The following is a 16839-nucleotide window of genomic DNA, read 5'->3' as shown; positions in this document are numbered from 1 at the left end:
AACCTCATGGAGCAATTTCGTAATATCGGCATCATCGGTCGCCTGGGCAGTTCTCAGGTGCTGGATACCGTTCGCCGACTGAAACGGTTTCTGCTCGATCGTCACCTGCACGTGATCCTCGAAGACACCATTGCCGAAGTCTTGCCGGGTCATGGCTTGCAAACCTCGTCGCGCAAGATGCTCGGCGAAGTATGTGACATGGTGATTGTGGTCGGTGGTGACGGCAGCCTGCTCGGCGCCGCCCGCGCACTGGCCCGACACAATATTCCGGTGCTCGGCATCAACCGTGGCAGCCTCGGCTTTCTGACCGATATTCGCCCTGATGAGCTGGAAGTCAAAGTCGCCGAAGTGCTCGACGGCCACTATCTGGTGGAAAACCGCTTCCTGCTGCAAGCCGAAGTTCGTCGTCACGCCGAGGCCATTGGTCAGGGCGACGCGCTGAACGATGTGGTGCTGCACCCCGGCAAATCGACGCGGATGATCGAGTTCGAGTTGTACATCGACGGCCAGTTCGTCTGCAGCCAGAAGGCCGACGGCCTGATCGTCGCCACGCCGACCGGTTCGACTGCCTACGCGCTGTCGGCGGGCGGGCCGATCATGCATCCCAAGCTCGACGCTATTGTGATTGTGCCGATGTACCCCCATACCTTGTCGGGCAGGCCGATTGTGGTCGATGGCAACAGTGAGCTGAAAATCGTCGTGTCCAAAGATATGCAGATTTACCCGCAAGTCTCCTGTGACGGGCAGAATCATTTCACCTGCGCGCCGGGTGACACCATCACCATCAGCAAGAAGGCCCAGAAGCTGCGGCTGATTCACCCGCTCGACCACAACTATTATGAAGTCTGCCGGACCAAACTCGGCTGGGGCAGCAAGTTGGGTGGTGGAGGCGACTGATGCTCGATCCCGCGCGTAGCTACGACCTGATCGGTGACGTGCACGGTTGCGCTCTGACCCTTGAGCACTTGCTCGACCGGCTCGGCTATCAAAAACAACGTGGCGTCTGGCGGCATCCGTCGCGCATGGCGGTGTTCGTCGGCGACATCATCGACCGCGGCCCGCGGATTCGCGAAGCGCTGCACATCGTTCACGACATGGTCGAAGCGGGTCAGGCGCTGTGCATCATGGGTAACCATGAATTCAACGCCCTCGGCTGGAGCACGCCGGCGCCTCCGGGCAGCGGCAAGCAGTTCGTGCGTGAACACACCCCGCGCCATGCCCGTTTGCTGAACGAAACCCTGACCCAGTTCGAAGACCATCCGGCTGACTGGCATGACTTCCTGCAATGGTTCTATGAGATGCCATTGTTCGTCGATGCCGGGCGTTTCCGCGTGGTGCATGCCTGCTGGGACGCGGGGCTGATCGAACCATTGCGCGCGCTATTCCCCAACGGTTGCGTCGACGAGCACTTCCTCCAGGCCTCGGCCGTGCCGGGCAGTTTCGCCTGCACCGTGTTCGACCGCCTGTTGCGTGGCACCGACATGCGCTTGCCTCATGGGCTGACCATGACCAGCGGCGATGGCCTGACGCGTTCGTTCTTCCGCACCAAATTCTGGGAAGACGACCCGCAAACCTACGGAGACATTGTGTTCCAGCCCGACGCCTTGCCCGAACCCGTGGCCCGGACGCCGCTGTCGTCCACTGAAAAAAACACCTTGCTGCGCTATGGCGTCGATGAGCCATTGTTGTTCGTGGGCCATTACTGGCGCAGCGGCAAACCGGTGCCGATCCGGCCGAACCTGGCCTGCCTGGATTACAGCGCCGTGCTCTACGGCAAACTGGTCGCCTACCGTCTGGACCAGGAAACCCGCCTCGACCCGCATAAATTTGTCTGGGTCGATGTCGAGCGGCCGGAGGTGCTGCGATGAGTGCCGTTGCTGTTTTACGGCTGCCGCTGGCGGTGGACTTGAGCGGGTTCGTCAAACTGCTGCAACGCATGCAGGTGCCGCATCGGGTCAGCGAAGAGGCGGGAGAGCAGGTGCTATGGGTGCCGGCCAACATCAGCGAAGACGTGCGCTCGTTGTACGAACGCTTCCCGGCCGGTGATCCCGATCAACAGCTGGATATTCCGGTGGCGCAAACCATAAAGCGCCCAAGTTTCGTCGAGCAACTGCGCCACGCCAAGGCGACAGCGTTCGTGTTGCTGCTGAGCCTGCTTGTCGGCGCGGTGACGCTGCTGGGCGAAAACCTCGACACGATGCGCTGGCTGACCTTCCTCGATTTTCGCGTTGTCGGCGAGTACATCCACTTCGTGCCATTGGCCGACAGTCTGGCGGCGGGGCAATGGTGGCGTCTGGTGACACCGATGCTGATCCACTTCGGCATCCTGCACCTGGCCATGAACGGCATGTGGTATTGGGAACTGGGACGACGCATCGAGTCGCGCCAGGGCAGTATCAACCTGATTGGTCTGACCTTGCTCTTCAGTCTGGTGTCTAACTACGCCCAGTATTATTTCAGTGGCCCGACCCTGTTCGGCGGGTTGTCCGGCGTGCTCTACGGTCTACTTGGGCATTGCTGGATTTTCCAGCTGATTTCGCCGAACCGTGCTTATAGCCTGCCGCGCGGCGTGCTGGTGATGATGCTGGTGTGGCTGCTGCTGTGTCTGTCCGGGCTGGTCTCGATGATCGGCTTCGGTGAAATTGCCAATGCGGCGCACGTCGGCGGGTTGCTCGTCGGATGCTTGACCGGCTTGTTGGGTGGTTTGTACAACCGCCGTAAACTGGCCGCCTAAAACAGTTATGTATTAAAGAGCGCGGAGCCCTTGATGTCCTCTTTTAACGAAATGATCAACAACATCACCCCTGATATCTACCAGAGCCTGAAACTGGCGGTGGAAATCGGTAAATGGTCCGACGGTGGCAAACTCACCGCCGAACAACGCGAACTGTCGCTGCAAGCGATGATCGCCTGGGAAATCCAGAACCTGCCCGAAGACCAGCGCACTGGTTACATGGGCGTGCAGGAGTGCGGCTCCAAGTCGATCGAAGTGCCAAACATCCTGTTCAAATCGGATGCCGTCCATTGATCGAGCTTGGCCGTGGTGCAATCAGCAAAATGTCGGCGCGCCTTGACGGGCCGAACGTGCAGTACGCGTTTCGTCTGGACGACGTCGAGGTGCCGGTCAATCCATTGATCGGGACCACGGTGCGCCTGGAATACCTGGGAGCGATTCACTGCACCCATTGCGGACGCAAGACCAAAACCAGTTTCAGCCAGGGTTACTGCTACCCATGCATGACCAAACTGGCCCAGTGCGACATCTGCATCATGAGCCCGGAGCGTTGCCACTACGACGCTGGCACCTGCCGTGAGCCGGAGTGGGGCGAGAAGTTCTGCATGACCGATCACATTGTGTATCTGTCCAATTCGTCGGGGGTGAAGGTCGGGATTACCCGCGCCACTCAGCTGCCGACCCGCTGGATCGATCAGGGCGCCCGTCAGGCCTTGCCAATCATGCGGGTTTCGACCCGTCAGCAGTCGGGCTTCGTCGAAGACCTGTTCCGCAGTCAGGTGGCGGACAAGACCAACTGGCGTGCATTACTTAAGGGCGACGCGGTGTCGGTCGACCTGGCGCAGGTTCGTGATCAGCTGTTCGACAGTTGCGCCGAAGGATTGCAAAGTTTGCAGGAACGATTCGGCCTACAGGCGATCCAGACTATTGCCGATGTAGAAACGCTCGAAATCCGCTATCCGGTCGAGCAATACCCGGCCAAAATCGTCAGCTTCAACCTGGACAAGAATCCGATCGCCGAAGGCACGCTGTTGGGAATCAAGGGCCAGTACCTGATTTTCGACACCGGCGTAATCAATATTCGTAAATACACGGCCTACCAGCTCGCCGTGCATCAGTAAGGACTCCAGCATGCGCACCGAACAACCGAAGATGATCTACCTGAAGGACTATCAGGCGCCCGAGTACCTGATCGACGAGACGCACCTGACCTTCGAGTTGTTCGAGGACCACAGCCTGGTCCATGCGCAACTGGTGATGCGCCGCAATCCTGAACGTGGCCCGGGCCTGCCGCCGCTGGTGCTGGATGGCCAGCAGCTTGAATTGCTGTCGGTCAACCTGGCTGATCGCGAGCTGAGCGACGCGGACTACCAACTGACCGAAAATCACTTGACCCTGCACCCGACCAGCACCACCTTCACGGTCGACACCAGCGTCAAGATCCATCCGGAAAGCAACACTGCGCTGGAAGGCCTGTACAAATCCGGCACGATGTTCTGCACCCAGTGCGAGGCCGAAGGCTTCCGCAAGATCACCTATTACCTCGACCGTCCGGACGTGATGAGCACGTTCACGACAACGGTGGTCGCCGAACAGCACAGCTATCCGGTGTTGCTGTCCAACGGCAACCCGATTGCCAGCGGTCCGGGTGAAGACGGCCGGCACTGGGCGACCTGGGAAGATCCGTTCAAGAAACCGGCCTACCTGTTCGCGCTGGTGGCCGGTGATTTGTGGTGCGTCGAAGACACCTTCACCACCATGACCGATCGCTCCGTGGCACTGCGCATTTATGTCGAGCCGGAAAACATCGACAAGTGCCAGCACGCCATGAACAGCCTGAAGAAGTCCATGCGCTGGGACGAAGAGGTCTACGGTCGCGAGTACGACCTGGACATCTTCATGATCGTCGCGGTCAACGACTTCAACATGGGCGCCATGGAGAACAAGGGGCTCAACATCTTCAACTCGAGCGCCGTGCTGGCCCGCGCCGAAACCGCGACCGATGCCGCGCACCAGCGGGTCGAGGCGATCGTTGCCCACGAGTACTTTCACAACTGGTCGGGCAACCGCGTGACCTGCCGCGACTGGTTTCAGTTGTCGCTCAAGGAAGGCTTCACCGTGTTCCGCGATTCGGGCTTCTCCGCCGACATGAACTCGGCCACGGTCAAGCGCATCCAGGACGTGGCGTACCTGCGCACCCACCAGTTCGCCGAAGATGCTGGTCCCATGGCTCACGCCGTGCGCCCGGACAGCTTCATCGAGATTTCCAACTTCTACACCCTGACCGTGTACGAAAAAGGTTCGGAAGTGGTCGGCATGATCCATACCTTGCTCGGCGCCGAAGGCTTCCGCAAAGGCAGCGACCTGTACTTCGAACGCCATGACGGCCAGGCCGTGACTTGCGACGACTTCATTAAAGCCATGGAAGACGCCAACGGTGTCGACCTGACCCAGTTCAAACGCTGGTACAGCCAGGCTGGCACACCGCGCCTGGCGGTCAGCGAGTCCTACGACGCGGCGGCGAAAACCTACAGCCTGACGTTCCGTCAAAGCTGCCCGGCAACCCCGGACAAGGTTGAGAAGCTGCCGTTCGTGATCCCGGTCGAGTTGGGCCTGCTGGACGCCAAAGGTGCGGCCATTGCGTTGCGTCTTTCCGGTGAAGCCAGCGCTCAGGGCACCTCACGGGTCATTTCGGTGACCGAAGCCGAGCAGACATTCACCTTCATCGACATTGCGGAACAGCCATTGCCTTCGTTGCTGCGCGGCTTCTCAGCGCCGGTGAAACTGAGCTTTCCGTACAACCGCGATCAGCTGATGTTCCTGATGCAGCACGACAGCGACGGGTTCAACCGCTGGGATGCGGGTCAGCAATTGTCGGTTCAGGTGCTGCAAGAGCTGATTGCTCAGCAGCAAAAGGGCGAGAAACTGGTGCTGGATCAGCGTTTGATTTCTGCCTTGCGCACCGTGTTGTCCGACGAGACGCTGGATCAGGCGATGGTTGCGGAAATGCTTTCGCTGCCGGGCGAGGCGTATCTCACCGAAATCAGCGAAGTGGCGGACGTTGACGCCATTCACATCGCTCGCGAGTTTGCTCGTAAACAATTGGCAGAAGGTTTGTTCGAAGCGTTGTGGCTGCGTTATCAGGCCAATCGCGATCTGTCGAAGAAAACCCCGTATGTGGCTGAGGCCGAGCACTTCGCTCGTCGCGCATTGCAGAACATTGCGCTGTCCTACCTGATGCTCAGCGGTAAACCGCAAGTGGTGGCGGCGACGCTTGAGCAGTTCGAGACCAGCGACAACATGACCGAGCGCTTGACGGCGTTGGCAGTGTTGGTGAATTCGTCGTTCGAAGAAGAGAAGGTCACGGCATTGGCGAGTTTTGCCGAGCACTTCAAGGACAATCCGCTGGTCATGGATCAGTGGTTCAGCGTCCAGGCGGGCAGCGTGTTGCCCGGTGGTCTGGAGCGGGTCAAGGCGTTGATGCAGCATCCGGCTTTCAACATCAAGAACCCGAACAAAGTGCGGGCATTGGTCGGTGCGTTTGCCGGGCAGAACCTGATCAACTTCCATGCGGCTGACGGGTCCGGGTATCGGTTCCTCGCGGATCTGGTGATTGAGTTGAACGGGTTTAATCCGCAGATCGCTTCTCGGCAGTTGGCGCCACTGACTCGCTGGCGCAAGTATGACGATGCGCGTCAGGCGTTGATGAAAGGTGAGCTGGAGCGGATTCGTGCTTCGGGTCAGTTGTCGAGCGATGTGTTTGAGGTGGTCAGCAAAAGTCTGGCCTGACTCTGGGCTCGCTCCTGCAGTGGTTCACCTGAACCCTGTAGGAGCTGAGCTTGCTCGCGAAGGCGGCCTGACAGCCGACCATTTTCTTTGATGTGTACATATCCATTCCTGCGGTAACGGCCGCTAATGGTTTCGCTCTTACAGCCAGCCCTTTCAAGGTCTTCGTTTAAAATCCCCCAAAACTCCAGTCAGGGTGACGAAAACGATGTGGGCAGAAGTTCTAGCGCGGTTTGAAAAAAAGGCACCGGCCAGTGTCATGGTCAAGTTGGCACTGGAGCATGCCATTCCTGCTGAGTGGGTTGATCAGGTGTTTGAAGAGCATCGTCAACGCCAGTACCCGCGTGAGCTTTTGTTTTCGACCATCGTTGAGCTGATGTCCCTTGTTTCATTGGGCCTACGGCCTTCCTTACATGCCGCTGCGCGCCAGATGGATGCTCTACCGGTTACCTTGGCGGCGCTCTATGACAAGGTCAGCCGCACAGAACCGGCATTGCTGCGAGCCTTGGTCACCGGCAGCGCAGAGCGCTTGGCTCCGACGATAAAAGAGTTGGGCTGTTCAGCCATTTTGCCCGGCTGGCAGCTGCGCATCGTTGACGGCAATCACCTGCCGTCTACCGAAAAACGCTTGGGGGCTTTGCGGCGTGAACGAGGCGCGGCTCGGCCGGGGTTTTCGGTAGTGGTTTACGATCCTGACCTGGATCAGATCGTTGACTTGCAGCCTTGCGAGGATGCCTACGCCAGTGAGCGCGTCAGCGTGCTGCCGTTGTTAGCCTGCGCCAGTGCAGGACAGCTGTGGATGGCCGATCGGCTTTATTGCACGCTGCCCGTCATGCAGGCCTGCGAGGAAGCGAGCGCTTCATTCATTATTCGCCAGCCAAGTAAACATCCAAGGCTGATTCAGGAAAGCGACTGGCAAGAAGCGATGCCTGTCGACGCCGGAACAGTGCGTGAACAAATTATCGAACTCAAAGGCGGCTACCGCTGGCGCCGAGTTGAACTGAGCCTGCAAACACCTACCGAATCAGGCGACTGCGTGATGTGGTTCTGGAGCAACTTGCCCGACACCATCAGCGCTGAGCAAATCGCCGACTTATACCGTCGTCGCTGGAGTATCGAAGGGATGTTCCAGCGCCTTGAATCGGTGCTGGACAGTGAAATCGAAAGCCTCGGCTCTCCCCGGGCGGCCTTGTTGGGTTTTGCCTCAGCGATCTTGGCCTACAACGTTCTGGCGGTTCTCAAACGTAGTGTGGAGCAGGCTCACTGCGAGACGCAGCCTGAAGGTTGGGAAGCCTCGACCTTCCATCTGGCGGTGCAAGTGCGTAGCGGTTATGAGGGCATGCAGATCGCGTTGCCCTCAGACTACCTGTCACTTCAATCGACCTCAGAAACGCTGGCAAAGCGGCTGTTAGCGCTGGCCAGGAATATCAAGCCTAAGCAGGTCGCCAAAAGCATACGTGGTCCAAAAATCGCCAAGCCCAAGGAATGGCTGGAGGGAAAGGCTGCCAATGCTCATGTGTCGACCGATCGGGTGCTTAAGGCCCATAAAGGGAAAACACCTTGAAAGGGCTGGCTCTTACAGCGAGTCACTTTTTCAAACGACAAAAAGTAACCAAAAGTCTTCGCCCCAAGCGTCCGGCCCCTCGCTGAGGCTCGGCGTTCCTTCGCTCCGGCATTCATCTGGGGGCATCGCCTACGGTCTGCTTCGCGACGACCTCCTCTCGATGCGTTCGACTTCGTCGAACGGCGCTGCGCGCCTACCCCCCAGATGAACACCTCCACTCAGCCTCCCGAAGGGGCGGGCAAAGCAAGAGCAAAATCAAAAGCTGCTGGCGAGCTAACGCTCGGCCTGTTGAGTGGTGAAGAGCGGGTGTACGCCCATCCCCTGTAGGAGCTGTCGAGTGAAACGAGGCTGCGATCTTTTGATCTTGCTGTGGCTGTGGCTTTAGATCTTGATTCTGCTTTTGATCTTTCGCCCCTTCGGCAGGCCGAGTGGAGGTGTTCATCAGGGGGTTAGGCGCGCAGCGCCGTGCGGCGCAGCCGCACACATCGAGAGGAGGTCGTCGCGAAGCAGACCGTAGGCGATGCCCCCTGATGGACACCGTAGCGAGGGAACGCGGAGCTTTAGCGAGGCGCCGTACGCCGGGGCGAAGCCTTTTGCTTACTTTTCGGCGTCTGGAAAAGTGAGTCGCTGTAAGAGCCAGCCCTTTCAAGGTGTTTTCCCTTTATGGGCCTTAAGCACCCGATCGGTCGACACATGAGCATTGGCAGCCTTTCCCTCCAGCCATTCCTTGGGCTTGGCGATTTTTGGACCACGTATGCTTTTGGCGACCTGCTTAGGCTTGATATTCCTGGCCAGCGCTAACAGCCGCTTTGCCAGCGTTTCTGAGGTCGATTGAAGTGACAGGTAGTCTGAGGGCAACGCGATCTGCATGCCCTCATAACCGCTACGCACTTGCACCGCCAGATGGAAGGTCGAGGCTTCCCAACCTTCAGGCTGCGTCTCGCAGTGAGCCTGCTCCACACTACGTTTGAGAACCGCCAGAACGTTGTAGGCCAAGATCGCTGAGGCAAAACCCAACAAGGCCGCCCGGGGAGAGCCGAGGCTTTCGATTTCACTGTCCAGCACCGATTCAAGGCGCTGGAACATCCCTTCGATACTCCAGCGACGACGGTATAAGTCGGCGATTTGCTCAGCGCTGATGGTGTCGGGCAAGTTGCTCCAGAACCACATCACGCAGTCGCCTGATTCGGTAGGTGTTTGCAGGCTCAGTTCAACTCGGCGCCAGCGGTAGCCGCCTTTGAGTTCGATAATTTGTTCACGCACTGTTCCGGCGTCGACAGGCATCGCTTCTTGCCAGTCGCTTTCCTGAATCAGCCTTGGATGTTTACTTGGCTGGCGAATAATGAATGAAGCGCTCGCTTCCTCGCAGGCCTGCATGACGGGCAGCGTGCAATAAAGCCGATCGGCCATCCACAGCTGTCCTGCACTGGCGCAGGCTAACAACGGCAGCACGCTGACGCGCTCACTGGCGTAGGCATCCTCGCAAGGCTGCAAGTCAACGATCTGATCCAGGTCAGGATCGTAAACCACTACCGAAAACCCCGGCCGAGCCGCGCCTCGTTCACGCCGCAAAGCCCCCAAGCGTTTTTCGGTAGACGGCAGGTGATTGCCGTCAACGATGCGCAGCTGCCAGCCGGGCAAAATGGCTGAACAGCCCAACTCTTTTATCGTCGGAGCCAAGCGCTCTGCGCTGCCGGTGACCAAGGCTCGCAGCAATGCCGGTTCTGTGCGGCTGACCTTGTCATAGAGCGCCGCCAAGGTAACCGGTAGAGCATCCATCTGGCGCGCAGCGGCATGTAAGGAAGGCCGTAGGCCCAATGAAACAAGGGACATCAGCTCAACGATGGTCGAAAACAAAAGCTCACGCGGGTACTGGCGTTGACGATGCTCTTCAAACACCTGATCAACCCACTCAGCAGGAATGGCATGCTCCAGTGCCAACTTGACCATGACACTGGCCGGTGCCTTTTTTTCAAACCGCGCTAGAACTTCTGCCCACATCGTTTTCGTCACCCTGACTGGAGTTTTGGGGGATTTTAAACGAAGACCTTGAAAGGGCTGGCTGTAAGAGCGAAACCATAAGTAGCCGTTACCGCAGCAACGGATATACACACCAACCAATCACCGCATCTGATACCCAAACATTCACCCAACCCCCATACCCCCCAGGTTAACAAAACATAACGTGGCGTCGATTGTCAGACCTTTCCAAACCCCGATAGGATAAGCCAGCTTCCGAAGGGGCTCTAGATTGCGTATTTCAGGACTATGCTCCAGAAAAGGCAATCGCAAAGAGCACCCCTTATGGCGCCCAGAAAGGTTGAACGACCTAACAATAATAATGGGGGAAGGTCTATGAGTGAGCCTGTCATGGGTGTGGGTATCTGCCGCCCGCCGGCATTACGCAAATTCGCGTTGCTGGCTACAGCGCTCTCGCTGTTGGGCTGTGCCGTGCTGTCGGCACCTGCGCTGGCCGCTGCTGCGCCAGCATCCGACATTGTTTATTCCGTTGAATCTGCCAAAGCCAGCAAGAGCCTGATGCTCGACGTCGTGCACGCCGGCAAGCGCCTGGTGGCGGTCGGGGATCGCGGGCACATTTTGTATTCCGATGACCAGGGCGCGACCTGGACCCAAGCCAAGGTGCCGACGCGGCAACTGCTGACCTCGGTGTATTTCGTCGACGACAAACACGGTTGGGCCGTCGGCCATGATGCGCAGATCCTCGCGAGCGAGGACGGTGGCGTCACCTGGACCAAGCAATTCGAAGATCTGAAACGCGAATCGCCGCTACTCGACGTCTGGTTCCAGGACGTCAACAGCGGCTTTGCCGTGGGCGCTTACGGCGCGTTGCTGGCAACCACCGACGGTGGCAAGAACTGGGAAGATGTCAGCGATCGCCTCGACAACGAAGACCAGTACCACCTCAACGCCATCGCTGCGGTCAAGGATTCCGGTCTGTTCATCGTCGGTGAGCAGGGCAGCATGTTCCGCTCCGCCGACTGGGGCCAGACCTGGGAGAAGCTTGAAGGACCATACGAAGGCTCGCTGTTTGGCGTGATCGGCACAGCTCAAGCCAATACGCTGCTGGCCTACGGGCTGCGCGGCAATCTGTTTCGCTCCACCGATTTCGGCACGACCTGGGAGCCGGTTGAGCTCAAGGCCGCTCGCGGCGCACTGGAATTCGGTCTGTCCGGCGCGACGCTGCTCGACGACGGTTCCATCGTGATCGTCGGCAATGGTGGCTCGGTGATCCGCAGCGACGACAACGGCGAAACCTTCAGCGTGTTCAACCGTCCGGATCGCATTTCCGTTTCGGCAGTCACCGCAGCGGGCAACGGCAATCTGATTCTGGCAGGACAGGGTGGCGTTCGCGTCACTTCGCCAACCGGCGCAGAGAATGGAAAAAATGGGTCGTCCAAATGAGCCGGGCAAATAATAAGAAGGCGGGTCTATGACATCCTTGAGCACTCATCATCATGACAAGGCGACGTTTCTCGAACGCCTGATTTTCAACAACCGCCCGGCAGTGATCGTGATCTGCCTGCTGGTCAGTATTTTCCTGTTCTGGCAGGCGACGCTGATCCGGCCTTCCACCAGTTTCGAAAAAATGATCCCGCTCGAGCATCCGTTCATTCAAAAGATGATGGAGCATCGCAACGATCTGGCGAACCTGGGCAACACGGTGCGCATCTCGGTGGAAGCCACTGATGGCGACATCTTCTCCAAGGAGTACATGGAGACCCTGCGTCAGATCAACGACGAGGTGTTCTACATCTCCGGAGTTGACCGTTCCGGCCTCAAGTCGCTGTGGAGCCCGAGCGTACGCTGGACCGAAGTGACGGAGGAGGGTTTCGCCGGTGGTGAAGTGATTCCGCAGAGCTATAACGGCTCCCAGCAAAGCCTCGACCTGTTGCGCAACAACGTGCTCAAGTCCGGTCAAGTCGGGCGTTTGGTGGCCAACGACTTCAAGTCGAGCATTGTCGATATCCCGCTACTGGAGTCCTACCCGGACCCGCAGGACCAAGGCAAGTTGCTGGCGCTGGACTATCGCAAGTTCTCTCACGAACTCGAAGACAAGATCCGCAACAAGTTCGAAGCCCAGAACCCCAACGTGCAGATCCACATCGTCGGTTTCGCCAAGAAAGTCGGCGACTTGATCGATGGCCTGGTCATGGTGGTGATGTTCTTCGGCGTCGCCTTCATCATCACGTTGATCCTGCTCTACTGGTTCACCAACTGCATGCGCAGCACCGTGGCGGTGTTGAGTACGACGCTGGTGGCGGTGGTCTGGCAGCTCGGCTTGATGCACTTCTTTGGCTTCGGGCTCGATCCCTACTCGATGCTGGTGCCGTTCCTGATTTTCGCCATTGGTATTTCCCATGGTGTGCAGAAGATCAACGGTATTGCCTTGCAGTCCAGCGAGGCGGACAACGCACTGACTGCCGCTCGGCGCACGTTCCGTCAGCTGTTCCTGCCGGGGATGATTGCGATCCTCGCGGATGCGGTGGGTTTCATCACGCTGCTGATCATCGACATCGGCGTGATTCGTGAACTGGCCATCGGCGCGTCCATCGGCGTGGCGGTGATCGTGTTCACCAACCTGATTCTGCTGCCAGTCGCGATTTCCTACGTTGGCATCAGCAAACGCGCCGTCGAACGCAGCAAGAAAGACGCGCACCGCGAACACCCGTTCTGGCGTCTGCTGTCGAATTTTGCCAGTCCGAAAGTGGCGCCAGTGTCGATTGTTTTGGCCTTGTTGGCCTTCAGCGGTGGCCTCTGGTACAGCCAGAACCTGAAAATCGGCGACCTCGATCAAGGCGCTCCGGAACTGCGTCCGGACTCGCGCTACAACAAGGACAACAACTTCATCATCAGCAATTACTCCACCAGTTCCGACGTGTTGGTGGTGATGGTCAAGACCAAGTCCGAAGGCTGCTCGCGCTACGAAGCCATGGCGCCGATCGACGAGCTGATGTGGAAGATGCAGAACACCGAGGGCGTGCAGTCGGCGATCTCGCTGGTGACCGTGTCCAAGCAGATGATCAAGGGCATGAACGAGGGCAACCTGAAATGGGAAACCCTGTCGCGTAACCCGGACGTGCTGAACAACTCGATCGCCCGGGCTGATGGCCTGTACAACAACAGTTGCTCCCTGGCGCCGGTGCTGGTGTTCCTCAACGATCACAAGGCCGCCACGCTGGATCGTGCCGTGCATGCGGTGCAGGACTTCGCCAAGGAGAACAACAAGGAAGGCCTGGAATTCATCCTCGCCGCCGGTAACGCCGGGATCGAGGCCGCCACCAACGAGGTGATCAAGGAATCCGAGCTGACCATCCTGATCCTGGTGTACATCTGCGTGGCGACCATGTGCATGATCACCTTCCGTTCATGGGCGGCGACGCTGTGCATCGTGCTGCCGTTGGTACTGACTTCGGTACTCGGCAACGCCCTGATGGCCTTCATGGGCATCGGCGTGAAAGTCGCGACCCTGCCGGTTGTGGCACTCGGGGTGGGGATTGGCGTGGATTACGGGATCTACATCTACAGCCGTCTGGAAAGCTTCCTGCGTGCTGGTCTGCCGCTACAAGAGGCGTACTACCAGACGCTGAAGTCCACTGGTAAAGCAGTGTTGTTCACCGGCCTGTGCCTGGCGATTGGCGTGTGCACCTGGATTTTCTCGGCCATCAAGTTCCAGGCCGACATGGGCCTGATGCTGACCTTCATGCTGCTCTGGAACATGTTTGGCGCACTGTGGTTGTTGCCGGCATTGGCGCGGTTCCTGATCAAACCGGAGAAACTGGCGGGGCAGAAGGGCAACTCGCTGTTCGCTCACTGATCCCAGGCTGAAATAGAAAAGCCGCAACCATGGTTGCGGCTTTTTTACATCCCGAAATTCACACTGGCCCCCCTGTAGGAGTGAGCCTGCTCCGGGCGGCGTTCCGACGATAGCGGTCTAACATTCAACATCTATGTTGAATGACACTCCGTCATCGCGAGCAGGCTCGCTCCCACAGGGAATTTTTGTAGCTGTTGGATCGTGTTGTGTCAGGAAGGATCAGCGCCGAGCACCGCATTCAACGCACTACGCGCATCATCCAGCTGCACCAACGTCGCATGCCGCGCACCCAGCGCATCACGATTCTCGATCGCCGTCAGAATTGCCTTGTGCCGGGGCAATGCCAGTTCATGCAGATTCGGCCGCTGGTTGGAATGCTTCAAGGCTTCGGCAATCGCCACCGACAGCATGTTGCACAGGTTGGCCAGCAAGTCGTTATGGGTCGCATCGGCAATCCGGCTATGGAAATCCAGGTCCGGCTGCAAGAGCGCTTCGGGGGTCGGTGCGGCTTCCATGCGTTGATAGGCTTCACCAATGGAGGCGATGTCAGCGTCCGTGGCGAACTGCGCAGCGAGGGCGGCCGCTGCGGGTTCGATGATGCTGCGCACGCTGGTCAGCAAATCGAAGAATTCATTTTGCGGGCTGCTTTGCATCAGCCAATGCAGCACATCGGGATCGAGCATGTGCCATTCCTTGCGCTGCTTGACCACCGTGCCCACTCGCGGACGGGAATACACCAGACCCTTGGCGACCAATACCCGGGTGGCTTCGCGCAGGACTGGACGGCTGACCGCGTACTCCTCGCACAGCAGGGCTTCGGCGGGCAGTTTGTCACACGGCTTGAAGCGTCCGGAAACGATCTGCATGCCCAGTTCCTGGACGATGCGCGAGTGCATGCTTTTGCGGTCGGAGGGTTTGCGGTAATCCATGGGGAACGGCGCGATCCTGGGCGATGGGGTGCTGCGCATGATAACAGGCGCGAGCGCAATCTTGAGGCAGGCGTAGACCAAATGTGGGAGCGAGCTTGCTCGCGATGACGGAGTGTCAGTCAACCTATATGTTGAATGTTAGACCGCTATCGCGAGCAAGCTCGCTCCCACAGGGGATTGGGGGGTTAGTGAGAGTGGCGCGGTACTTCAGAGCCTCGGCAACCCACCAGGAAGTCGAAATCGCAACCCTGATCCGCCTGCAGCACATGGTCGATGTACAGCTGACGATAACCACCCACGATCAATTGCTGCGGCGGTTGCAGATCAGCCATGCGCGCCGCCAGTTCGGCGTCGGGAATGTCCAGGTGCAGACGACCGTTGGCGCAGTCGAGTTCGATCCAGTCGCCTTCCTTCACGGTCGCCAAAGGTCCGCCAGCGGCCGCTTCCGGGGCCACGTGCAGAACGACAGTGCCGTACGCCGTGCCGCTCATGCGCGCATCGGAAATGCGCACCATGTCCGTCACACCCTGGGCAAGCAACTTGGCCGGCAAGCCCATGTTGCCGACTTCGGCCATGCCCGGATAACCCTTCGGACCGCAGTTTTTCATCACCAGAATCGAGTTGGCATCCACCTCCAACTCCGGATCGTTGATCCGCGCCTTATACATGTCGAAGTTCTCGAACACCACCGCACGCCCGCGGTGTTGCATCAGTTCGGCGCTGGCGGCGGAGGGCTTGAGCACCGCGCCGAGTGGCGCCAGATTCCCGCGCAACACACAGATGCCGCCGTCGGCGCGGATCGGGTTGTCGAGGGTGCGGATCACTTCGTCCTGACCGTAGATCGGTGCGTCCTTGGTGTTCTCGCCGAGGGTTTTGCCGTTGACGGTCAGGGCATTCGGATGCGGAATCAGGTTGGCTTCACCCAGGCGACGCAGCACCGCTGGCAGGCCACCGGCGTAGTAGAACTCTTCCATCAGGAAGCGCCCGGACGGTTGCAGGTCGACGATGGTCGGCATGCCGCGACCGATGCGGGTCCAGTCATCCAGATCCAGCTCGACACCGATGCGCCCGGCAATGGCTTTCAAGTGGATCACGGCGTTGGTCGAACCACCAATGGCCGCGTTCACCCGAATGGCGTTTTCGAAGGCCTCTTTGGTGAGGATTTTCGACAGCTTCAAATCTTCGCGAACCATCTCCACCGCGCGCATGCCGGACATGTGCGCCAGCACATAACGACGCGCGTCGACCGCTGGAATCGCCGCGTTGTGGGGCAGGGAAGTGCCCAGTGCTTCAGCCATGCAGGCCATGGTCGACGCGGTGCCCATGGTGTTGCACGTACCGGCCGAGCGGGACATGCCACCCTCGGCGGCAAGGAAATCGTCGATGGTAATCGTACCGGCTTTCACCTGTTCACTGAGCTGCCAGACCACGGTGCCCGAGCCGATGTCCTGACCTTTGTGCTTACCGTTGAGCATCGGCCCGCCGGTGACGACGATCGCCGGCACGTCGCAACTGGCCGCGCCCATCAACAACGCCGGGGTGGTTTTGTCGCAACCGGTCAGCAGCACAACACCGTCAATCGGGTTGCCGCGAATCGCTTCTTCGACGTCCATGCTCGCCAGGTTGCGAGTGAGCATGGCGGTCGGACGCAGGTTCGACTCGCCGTTGGAGAACACCGGGAATTCCACGGGAAAGCCCCCAGCCTCGATCACCCCACGTTTGACGTGCTCCGCAATCTGGCGGAAATGCGCGTTGCACGGGGTCAGTTCCGACCAGGTGTTGCAGATGCCGATGATCGGCTTGCCGTGGAACTGGTGGTCGGCGATGCCCTGATTCTTCATCCAGCTGCGGTACATGAAGCCGTTCTTGTCGGCAGTGCCAAACCATTGGGCGGAGCGCAGGGTGGGTTTCTTATCAGACATGATCGGTTCTCTTATTGTATGACTATATTGTTCGAGCTGAGGCGTAACATAGGCGTAAATTCGGCGCT

The 16839-nt window shown here is 58.9% G+C and carries 12 protein-coding genes; 9 read left to right on the top strand and 3 right to left on the bottom strand.

Annotated elements, in window-relative coordinates; genetic code table 11:
- Positions 1 to 6: 6 nt before the first annotated feature.
- The 7 genes from AC3IUE_RS17225 (at position 7) to AC3IUE_RS17195 (ending at position 8084) form a co-directional block, all read left to right on the top strand.
- Positions 7 to 897, top strand: a complete 891-nt coding sequence (locus AC3IUE_RS17225; RefSeq protein WP_007906781.1) for an NAD(+) kinase — start codon at positions 7 to 9, stop codon at positions 895 to 897.
- Positions 894 to 1868: a metallophosphoesterase gene (locus tag AC3IUE_RS17220; RefSeq protein WP_409201471.1), complete on the top strand. Its 975-nt coding sequence runs from the start codon at positions 894 to 896 to the stop codon at positions 1866 to 1868. The genes AC3IUE_RS17225 and AC3IUE_RS17220 overlap by 4 nt, the downstream gene beginning before the upstream one ends.
- Entirely contained in the window at positions 1865 to 2734 is an 870-nt protein-coding gene (locus AC3IUE_RS17215) for a rhomboid family intramembrane serine protease (RefSeq protein WP_489263051.1), read from the top strand. The genes AC3IUE_RS17220 and AC3IUE_RS17215 overlap by 4 nt, the downstream gene beginning before the upstream one ends.
- A 33-nt stretch (positions 2735 to 2767) precedes the next feature.
- Positions 2768 to 3028 carry a YeaC family protein gene (locus AC3IUE_RS17210; RefSeq protein WP_008152127.1) on the top strand — a complete coding sequence of 87 codons (261 nt, stop codon included), beginning with the start codon at positions 2768 to 2770 and terminating at the stop codon, positions 3026 to 3028.
- The gene (locus AC3IUE_RS17205; RefSeq protein WP_046048829.1) at positions 3025 to 3855 is read left to right on the top strand and encodes a DUF2797 domain-containing protein; all 831 of its coding nucleotides are present in this window, start codon (positions 3025 to 3027) and stop codon (positions 3853 to 3855) included. The genes AC3IUE_RS17210 and AC3IUE_RS17205 overlap by 4 nt, the downstream gene beginning before the upstream one ends.
- Positions 3856 to 3865: 10 nt before the next feature.
- Complete coding sequence (pepN, locus tag AC3IUE_RS17200; RefSeq protein ID WP_489263050.1) at positions 3866 to 6523, top strand: aminopeptidase N; 2658 nt, start codon at positions 3866 to 3868, stop codon at positions 6521 to 6523.
- A gap of 256 nt (positions 6524 to 6779) precedes the next feature.
- The gene (locus tag AC3IUE_RS17195) at positions 6780 to 8084 is read left to right on the top strand and encodes an IS4 family transposase (RefSeq protein WP_489268870.1); all 1305 of its coding nucleotides are present in this window, start codon (positions 6780 to 6782) and stop codon (positions 8082 to 8084) included.
- A gap of 645 nt (positions 8085 to 8729) precedes the next feature.
- On the opposite strand, the gene AC3IUE_RS17190 is transcribed toward AC3IUE_RS17195, so the two are convergent.
- A complete protein-coding gene (locus tag AC3IUE_RS17190; protein ID WP_489268870.1) occupies positions 8730 to 10034 on the bottom strand; it encodes an IS4 family transposase in 1305 nt (434 codons plus the stop codon).
- Positions 10035 to 10439: 405 nt separating this feature from the next.
- On the opposite strand from AC3IUE_RS17190, the gene AC3IUE_RS17185 reads away from it, so the two are divergent.
- Complete coding sequence (locus tag AC3IUE_RS17185; RefSeq protein WP_489263049.1) at positions 10440 to 11507, top strand: WD40/YVTN/BNR-like repeat-containing protein; 1068 nt, start codon at positions 10440 to 10442, stop codon at positions 11505 to 11507.
- A gap of 28 nt (positions 11508 to 11535) precedes the next feature.
- Positions 11536 to 13920: an efflux RND transporter permease subunit gene (locus tag AC3IUE_RS17180; protein ID WP_046049562.1), complete on the top strand. Its 2385-nt coding sequence runs from the start codon at positions 11536 to 11538 to the stop codon at positions 13918 to 13920.
- Positions 13921 to 14129: 209 nt separating this feature from the next.
- Here AC3IUE_RS17180 and AC3IUE_RS17175 read toward each other — a convergent pair whose 3' ends face one another.
- Positions 14130 to 14849 (bottom strand): FadR/GntR family transcriptional regulator, encoded by a 720-nt coding sequence (locus AC3IUE_RS17175; RefSeq protein ID WP_489268868.1) that lies wholly within the window; start codon positions 14847 to 14849, stop codon positions 14130 to 14132.
- 185 nt (positions 14850 to 15034) lie between these two features.
- Complete coding sequence (locus tag AC3IUE_RS17170) at positions 15035 to 16771, bottom strand: IlvD/Edd family dehydratase (RefSeq protein ID WP_008157040.1); 1737 nt, start codon at positions 16769 to 16771, stop codon at positions 15035 to 15037.
- Positions 16772 to 16839 lie beyond the last annotated feature (68 nt).

The sequence above is a fragment of the Pseudomonas sp. GL_093 genome, assembly GCF_057837605.1.
Note: the sequence above shows the minus strand (reverse complement) of the source record. Positions and strands in the feature narration are given on the sequence as shown.